General features: G+C 62.0%; 9 protein-coding genes. All 9 read left to right on the plus strand.

The window, feature by feature from the left end:
• Window positions 1-592: hypothetical protein (locus AC1DLB_RS16090; protein ID WP_477785271.1), on the plus strand; the 592-nt coding region annotated here is incomplete at its 5' end.
• 32 nt (window positions 593-624) lie between these two features.
• On the plus strand, window positions 625-2,133 hold the full coding sequence (locus AC1DLB_RS16095) for an alpha/beta hydrolase domain-containing protein (RefSeq protein ID WP_477744002.1): 1,509 nt from the start codon (window positions 625-627) through the stop codon (window positions 2,131-2,133).
• Window positions 2,134-2,153: 20 nt separating this feature from the next.
• Window positions 2,154-2,642, plus strand: a complete 489-nt coding sequence (locus tag AC1DLB_RS16100; RefSeq protein ID WP_018927835.1) for a DUF6644 family protein — start codon at window positions 2,154-2,156, stop codon at window positions 2,640-2,642.
• A gap of 32 nt (window positions 2,643-2,674) precedes the next feature.
• Window positions 2,675-3,163, plus strand: a complete 489-nt coding sequence (locus AC1DLB_RS16105) for a DUF6644 family protein (RefSeq protein WP_018927834.1) — start codon at window positions 2,675-2,677, stop codon at window positions 3,161-3,163.
• Window positions 3,164-3,201: 38 nt separating this feature from the next.
• Window positions 3,202-3,924, plus strand: a complete 723-nt coding sequence (locus AC1DLB_RS16110; protein ID WP_018927833.1) for a DUF6162 family protein — start codon at window positions 3,202-3,204, stop codon at window positions 3,922-3,924.
• On the plus strand, window positions 3,921-4,853 hold the full coding sequence (locus tag AC1DLB_RS16115; protein WP_477744001.1) for a metal ABC transporter solute-binding protein, Zn/Mn family: 933 nt from the start codon (window positions 3,921-3,923) through the stop codon (window positions 4,851-4,853). The genes AC1DLB_RS16110 and AC1DLB_RS16115 overlap by 4 nt, the downstream gene beginning before the upstream one ends.
• Entirely contained in the window at window positions 4,850-5,557 is a 708-nt protein-coding gene (locus tag AC1DLB_RS16120) for a metal ABC transporter ATP-binding protein (protein ID WP_477744000.1), read from the plus strand. Before AC1DLB_RS16115 ends, AC1DLB_RS16120 begins: the two co-directional genes overlap by 4 nt.
• Window positions 5,554-6,459, plus strand: a complete 906-nt coding sequence (locus AC1DLB_RS16125; protein WP_477785272.1) for a metal ABC transporter permease — start codon at window positions 5,554-5,556, stop codon at window positions 6,457-6,459. Before AC1DLB_RS16120 ends, AC1DLB_RS16125 begins: the two co-directional genes overlap by 4 nt.
• A gap of 11 nt (window positions 6,460-6,470) precedes the next feature.
• A partial coding sequence (locus tag AC1DLB_RS16130; protein ID WP_477785273.1) for a metal ABC transporter solute-binding protein, Zn/Mn family occupies window positions 6,471-7,286 on the plus strand: 816 nt, incomplete at its 3' end.

Below are 7,286 nucleotides of genomic sequence, written 5' to 3' on the forward strand. Positions count from 1 at the left end.
CCCGGTGCACCCAGGCGGACCGATGGACCTGAAGGCGCCCTATGCCGACGAATACGTCGCGCTGAAGAAGAAACAAGCCGCTGCGAACGAGGCCGGAACGCCGTTGGCCACAACAAGTTCCAGATGCCTGCCCGAGGGAATGCCAACGTTGATGGCGGCGCTCTTCCCGATCCAGATCATTCACGACGACAAGCAAGTGATTGTCCTCGGTGAGTATCTCCAGCAGGTCCGCCGGATTCTCTTGAACGAAGCGATGCCTGCAAAAGAGACCCTGGACCCTAAATATCAAGGCCATTCACGCGGCCATTGGGAAGGCGACACGCTCGTCGTGGAAACACAACGGGTGCGAACGGACGTGAGTTTCTACGACGTTCCACACGGCAAGGACATGAAGATCACCGAACGCATCAGGCTGACGGCGCCGGATCACCTGGAGAACCAGGTCGTGATCGAGGACCCGCAGGTGCTCAAGACCCCGTATCGCTTCACGTTCGAGTACAAACGGTCCAACTACGCCATTCAAGAGTATGTCTGCGAGAACAATCAGATCGTGATCGATAAAGAGGGCAAGGCATCCCTCAGTCTCGAGTGAAGTCGCCATTAATCGCCATGGGAGCTGACCAAATGGAAAGACTGACAACCATCAGCATCCTGCGGCCGACGCTGCAAAGCGCCCTGCTGTTGTTGATCCTCACGTCGAACACATTCGCAGAAGTGCCGCGCATGCCCACGGCCATCGCGGTGCCGCCCTCCGGCAAGCCACCGCTCTCGTCGGCGAAACGCCCGGGCACCGAATACAGCGACCTCGACAAGTACGGCTACATCGAGGAGGAGTTTTACCTGCAAGGCGTTGCCCCGGCCATTACCGCCTCGGGCAAAACCCTGTTGGAGGCGCCTTACACCACACGCATTCTGGTGCGCAAACCGGCTGACCCCGCGCGCTTCAATGGCACGGTCGTGATCGAGCCGTTCAGCTGGTTCGGCGAGCGCGCCGCGGGATGGATCCTGACCCGCGACTATTTGCTGCGTCGCGGCTACGCGTACGTCGGGTACACGCTGAATGTGAACAAGCCACCAGTCGATCCCAAGTTCATCTCGGACACCCCGGCTGCCGAGGCCGAGCAGATCGCTCAGTACGGACGGATCGTGAACTTCGAGTTCATGCGCCGCTTCGACTTTGCACGCTACGCGCCGCTGGGCACCTATTACGACCCGGAACACTTCACCCGCGGTGAAGCTCCCGATCCGTTTGCTCCACAGTCCCAGGGCATCGGGGCGCAACTGGCGTTGCTGCTGAAAACCAATGCAGCGCAAAGCCCGTTGGCCGGTCTCGATGTTCAACGCATCTACGTCAATAGCTGGGCCGTGACCGCGCAAGTCTGGATGGACTACCTCGACCAGGGCCGGCACCAGCAATGGCGTATGCCCGACGCAAGGCCGCTGATCGATGCCTACATGACCGGCCGCATGGCCTACGGAGAAGTGGGCGGCGACGTCATCCGGGTGCCGCGCCATACGCCCGATGGCGTGCCGTTCGTGACCGTCTACAGCCAGTCCGAACTGATGCACGACGTGATCGAAGGCATCAACCTGCCGCCGGACACCGACAGCCCGCAGATTCGCTACTACGAAGTGACCGGCATGCCGCACCTGCGGCTGGCCGACCTCGGTACGGAGCATACCGAACAGCTCGCTGCCGACATCGGCAAGGGCGACGACCCACGGTGCCGGACGCTGTACGACGAACCGGCGGAGCTGGTCGTCTCGGCGCTCCTGGATCGCATGGACCAATGGGTGCGCCAAGGCAAACCCATGCCGAATGCTCCGCGGGTCGCCCGCGATGGCAAGACCGCCGCACGCGACCCTGTTACCGGCAACCTGCAAGGGGGCGTACGCCCGCCGTGGATCCAGGTGCCCAGTGCGACCTACCTCACGGATCAGGAGACCGGCTGCGGACTGATCTACGACACCAAGGTGCCTTACTCCAGGGACGTGCTTGGCCAGCGTTATGGAAGCTTCAGCAACTACGAACAGAAATTCGAAGACGCCAAGGCCCTTTCGATCAAGGAAGGGTACCTACTGCCGGAGGATGCGGCGGGTCTGCGCTCGATCGCAAAACCTCAAGACTTCTAACCCATTGGGAAGAACAGCAAATGTCATCATCACTCATCATTGCCTGGATCTATGCGTCACCTTTGAGCACAGCCATCCGGGACATTCTCTGGATCATACCCACCGTCCAGAGCATTCATATCCTCGCTATCACAGTGCTCTTCGGCTCTGCGGTCATCTCCGATCTTCGGCTGGCGGGTGTGTTCGCCACGGACGAGCCCTTGCGTGGCGTCGTTCGCCGGTACTACCCGTGGATGCGCAATGCGCTCCTCGTCCTGCTCTTCACGGGGTTGATCATGATCATCGCCGAGCCTGATCGCGTACTCGTCAACTCGACCTTCTGGCTGAAGATGGCACTGGTCGTGAGTGCGTTCACGCTGACCTTGCTTCTGCGGCGCCCCCTTCTGCGCCCTGCCGACGATGCACAACGTGATGGCAAGCCTCCTCTTGTCAAGGCGCTAGCCTGGCTGTCGATTGGCTTGTGGTGCGTCGTCATCATCTGTGGTCGCTGGATCGCCTACGCGATCTAAGCGTTTTCAACGAAAGCTCCCAGGTATTCGCCATGGACATTCAACCAACACTACAAGCCCTCCAGGACACCTCTGTCGCCACCTTCATCCGAGAGTCGGGCTCCGCTTTTCCAACCCTTGAATCGGTGCATGTGATCGGCATCGCCCTTGTGTTCGGGACCATCGCCGTCGTCGATTTGCGTCTGCTCGGCGTTGCCTCCCATCGCCGCAGCGCGCTACGGCTGATAAAAGATTTGCTGCCGTTCACCTGGGTCGCTTTCGTGGCTTGCGTGATCACCGGCCTGCTCATGTTCGCCGCCAATGCCACGACCTATGCCGAGAACACCGCGTTCTTGTGCAAGATGGGCGTGTTACTGCTGGCGGGGCTCAACATGGGGGTATTCCATTTGGGCGTCTTTCGCCGCATTGCCGAATGGGACACAACGCTAACGCCTCCCAGCCAGGCGCGTGTCGCAGGGTTCAGTTCGTTGGCATTGTGGGCGGGCGTGGTGTTCCTCGGCCGCTGGATCGCGTTTCTCTGATGGCTCGTCTATCGCCGCGTCGCGCATCCGGTGCAGATATGCCCAGCGATCACGCAAACAGCGCAATCAAGGTGGTGCGCCCGGTATCCGGCCGATGGGAATCGCTGGCGCTGTTGCTTGCGGCCCTGGCAGTCATCGCCAGCGTGGCAGGCTATATAACGCTGCGCCCCCAGAAAGTCGGCCCACCGATAACCTTGAGCTGGCAGGTGCGTTCCTTCGATGGCCTGGGTGCGGTCGATCAGGCGATTCACAGCGCTCTGCTGCCGGCCGGTGAAGAAATCATCTGGTTCAACAACGATACCGGCGGCTGGATCACGCTGGAGCGTGCGCAGAAAATCTTGCTGCCGCCCTTCTACCGTGACGCCTTCTGGAAGACCAATGGCGAGGTGCAGTGGCAATTGATTCTGCCTGGCACTCACCTGCCGCATGCCGCTTCCGGCGACGTGCACGCCGATGCGCCTGTCACCCCGCCGGACCAGACCGCCAACAAGGTGTCGCAAGCCACCCAGGGCCAGGGCGCTACGGTCTATTACGGCTCGGGCGGCCGCGCGCCGGGCCAGAGCGCCTACCTGCTCGTCATCGGTCACGCGCATGCCGGTGTCATGTGGGCCAACCAGGCGACGATCTGGGTCCACCGCGACCCGAACGCGCCCTACCCTGGCATCGTCAAGCCCGAATCGCTGGTCGGCGACGGCTGGCGCCAGGTCATCCCTTACAACGGTGCCAGCGAAGTCGAACGCGTAAAAGGAACCCAGCCATGACCGTTTCTATGAAACACCGCGCACTGTGGCGCCGATGCATCGCGCTATTGCTGCTGATACCCGCCATCGCACTCGCCAGCCCGGCTCCCTCTTCGGGCAAGAAGCTCAAGATCGGCGTCACACTGCATCCCTACTACAGCTTCGTGGCAAATATCGTTGGAGATCGGGCGGAAGTCGTTGCGCTCATCCCGGCGGAAGCGAATCCGCACAACTACCAGCCGCAGCCCGATGACATCACCCGCGCGATGAATATCGATGTTCTGGTCGTCAACGGCATCGGACACGATGAATGGGCCTTCCAGATCATCAAGGCCGCTGGCCGCGGGGCGACCCTGCCGATCATCCAGGCCAATGCCTCGGTTGCGCTCATTCCAATCGGCGGCGGCCAGGACGGCGTCAAGGTGGTCAATCCGCATACCTTCGTATCCACCACGGCAGCGATACAACAGGTCTTCGAGATCACTCGCCGGCTGGGGGAACTGGACCCGGACAACGCTGCGGCGTATCGACAAAACGCCCTGGCGTATGCCGCGCGTATCCGGGCGCTAAGGGCCGGCTTCATGACCCGTTTCGCCGCGCTGGATTTGTCTTCCTTCCGGTGCGCGACAACGCACGCTGGCTACGACTACATGATGCAAGAGTTCGGCCTGTTCGTGAGTGCGGTGATCGAGCCGCGTCACGGCGTCGCGCCGACTGCGCGCCAGTTGGCCAACACCATCGACGCGATCAAGAGGGCCAATGTGCGTGTGCTTTTTGCCGAGAAGAATTTCTCCCTCGACCTGGCCAAGCCTATCGAGGCAGCCACCGGCGTGAAGGTGTTCGCGCTGTCTCACATCACTGGCAATACCTATAGCCCGGACGAATTCGAGGTGGCGATGCGTGAAAACCTCGAGACCTTGGCCGAAGCCGTTGAGTTTACGCAGCGATGAACGCGATGAAGAAGGAACAAGCGATGCGCGGCCCCGCCATAGTGCTCGATAACGTCTCCCTGCAACTGGGAGGTACGCAAGTGCTCGACAAAGTGAGCTTCCGGGTAGAAGCCGGTGCGCTGCACTGCCTGGTAGGCCCGAACGGCGGCGGCAAGACTTCACTGGTGCGTGCGCTGCTGGGCCAGATGCCGCATTCAGGGACGGTCCGGTTCGAAGGCGAGGTCACGACACCCATGGGGTATGTTCCGCAATTGCCGGACTTCGACCGCAACGTGCCGATGACGGTCAACGACATCATGGCCCTTCTCGGTCAACGCAGGCCGGCCTTCCTGGGCTCAAGCCGATCTGCCAAGGCGGCCAATGCCCAAGCACTGGAGCGCACCGGCGTGGCCGGAATGGGCGCAAAACCTTTTGGCAGCCTGTCCGGTGGCCAGCGTCAGCGAGTGCTGCTGGCCCAGGCGATCAGCCCGGCGCCCTGGCTACTGATCCTTGACGAACCGACCGCCGGCATCGACGAACCGGGTGTGCGACTGGTGGAGGCGCTGGTGGCCGAGCTGAACGGCCGCGGCGTCACCATCCTCTGGATCAACCATGACCTGGAACAAGTCAGGCGCATCGCGCAATCGGTGACCGTTATCAACCGGCGGGTGCTGTTCCATGGTTCGCCCGACCAGGTCGCCTACCCTCTGGAGGCTACCCAATGAGTGCCCTGTACGAATTGATTCGCAACCAGCTCCAGGCGCTTGCCGCGAGTGGCATCCTGCCGCAACCGTTCGAGTACGAGTTCGTGATCAATGCGCTGCTCTGTGCAGTGCYCATCGGACCGCTACTGGGTGTGCTGGGCTCGATGGTGATGATCAAGCGCATGGCGTTCTTCAGTCAGGCCGTCGGTAATGCGGCGATGACCGGCGTTGCCATTGGCGTGCTGATCGGCGAGTCCTACACCTCCCCCTACTTCTCAATGTTCGGCTTCTGCCTGCTGTTCGCCCTGACGCTGAAGTACACGCAGCACCGCACCACGCTGGCCAATGACACGCTGATCGGCGTGTTCTTGTCCATCTCGCTGGCGGTCGGGGCCTCGTTGCTGCTGTTCGTGTCGGCGAAGATCAACACGCACGTAATGGAAAGCGTGCTGTTCGGTTCCATCCTGGCGGTCGACTACACCGACATGAACGTGCTGCTTGTGGTAACGGCGACGTGTGCTCTGCTCGGACTGCCGATGTACAACGGCATGCTGTTGGCCAGCCTCAATCCGAGCCTGGCACATGCTCGCGGCGTGCGCGTGCGAAGCGTCGAGTACCTGTTTGTCGTACTGGTCACCCTGGTGACGGTAGCCTGCCTGAAAATCATCGGCGCAGTACTCGTCGAAGCCCTTCTGCTCATACCGGCCGCGGCAGCACGCAACATCAGCCATTCGCTCCCGGGGCTGGTCGTGCGCGCCATCCTGATCGCGACTTTTTCCTGCGTGGTCGGCATCCTGGCACCCATGCAATTTCACAYTCCCGTACCGACAGGCGGCGCAATCGTGATCGTCGCCGCCCTGGTGTTCGTCGTCACCACCGTCATCCGCGCTACCGGGGCCCGGTTCAGAGGTGCCAGCGTATGAAATGGCTTTGCATGTCACGTCGACCCTGGCTAGCGATGCTGGTACTGCTGCTGGGCAATCCGCTTTCTGCCTTCGCGGATACCGGCAGGCAGCAGGTGCTTGTCGCACTGCCGGCGGTGTATGCGCTCACCTCGACGCTCAGCGACGGCACAACCCTCAAGGTCGTCCGCCTTCCGGCAGACGCTGCCGTGCCCATGGAAAGCCAGGCCAACGCGCTGTCGCGCCTGGAGCCCGCCGTGTTCCAGCAGGCCACCGCCGTAGTTACCCTGGGCAACCTCTGGCGCGCGGATCCGCTTTACACCACGGCACGTCGCCACAATCTGCGAATCGTCGAGATCGATGCCTCGCACTCATGGGACACCGTCAAGCCCGGAGTGGCCGTGGCCCGCGTGCCATCGAACGACGTTCCCTGGGTAACCGAACGCGACGTCGATGGCGGACTGTCGCCGTACGCCTGGCTCGGCCCCGTCAACGCCATGCGCATGTCGGCGATTATCGCTACCGACCTGGCACGCCTGTCTCCCCCCGATGCGCCTCGGATAGAGCGCAACCTCGCCGCACTCGAAGGCCGATTGCGCCAGCTCAAGGCCAACTACGGTGCCCGGCTGCTGGCAGTGCCGGATCTGCGCGTGCTGTCGCTGGCCAGTGAGTTCACCTACCTGTTCGGCGAGTTCGGGATTTTTGTCGACGGCTGGTTCGTCCGACAGGACATCGACTGGAGCGACGCCGACTGCACCGCACTGACCCGATACCTGCGCGAGCGTGACATCCACGTGGTGGTCCACAAGTGGGCACCGGACGCCAGGATTGCCAAGGCCATCGAGGAC

The organism is Pseudomonas sp. 05N434 (assembly GCF_056396965.1).

What these genes read in the sequence shown, in the direction of transcription:
- AC1DLB_RS16095 (WP_477744002.1), top strand. Translation starts at nt 625, where the DNA reads ATGGAAAGACTGACAACCATCAGCATCCTGCGGCCGACGCTGCAAAGC.
- AC1DLB_RS16100 (WP_018927835.1), top strand. Translation starts at nt 2,154, where the DNA reads ATGTCATCATCACTCATCATTGCCTGGATCTATGCGTCACCTTTGAGC.
- AC1DLB_RS16105 (WP_018927834.1), top strand. Translation starts at nt 2,675, where the DNA reads ATGGACATTCAACCAACACTACAAGCCCTCCAGGACACCTCTGTCGCC.
- AC1DLB_RS16110 (WP_018927833.1), top strand. Translation starts at nt 3,202, where the DNA reads ATGCCCAGCGATCACGCAAACAGCGCAATCAAGGTGGTGCGCCCGGTA.
- AC1DLB_RS16115 (WP_477744001.1), top strand. Translation starts at nt 3,921, where the DNA reads ATGACCGTTTCTATGAAACACCGCGCACTGTGGCGCCGATGCATCGCG.
- AC1DLB_RS16120 (WP_477744000.1), top strand. Translation starts at nt 4,850, where the DNA reads ATGAACGCGATGAAGAAGGAACAAGCGATGCGCGGCCCCGCCATAGTG.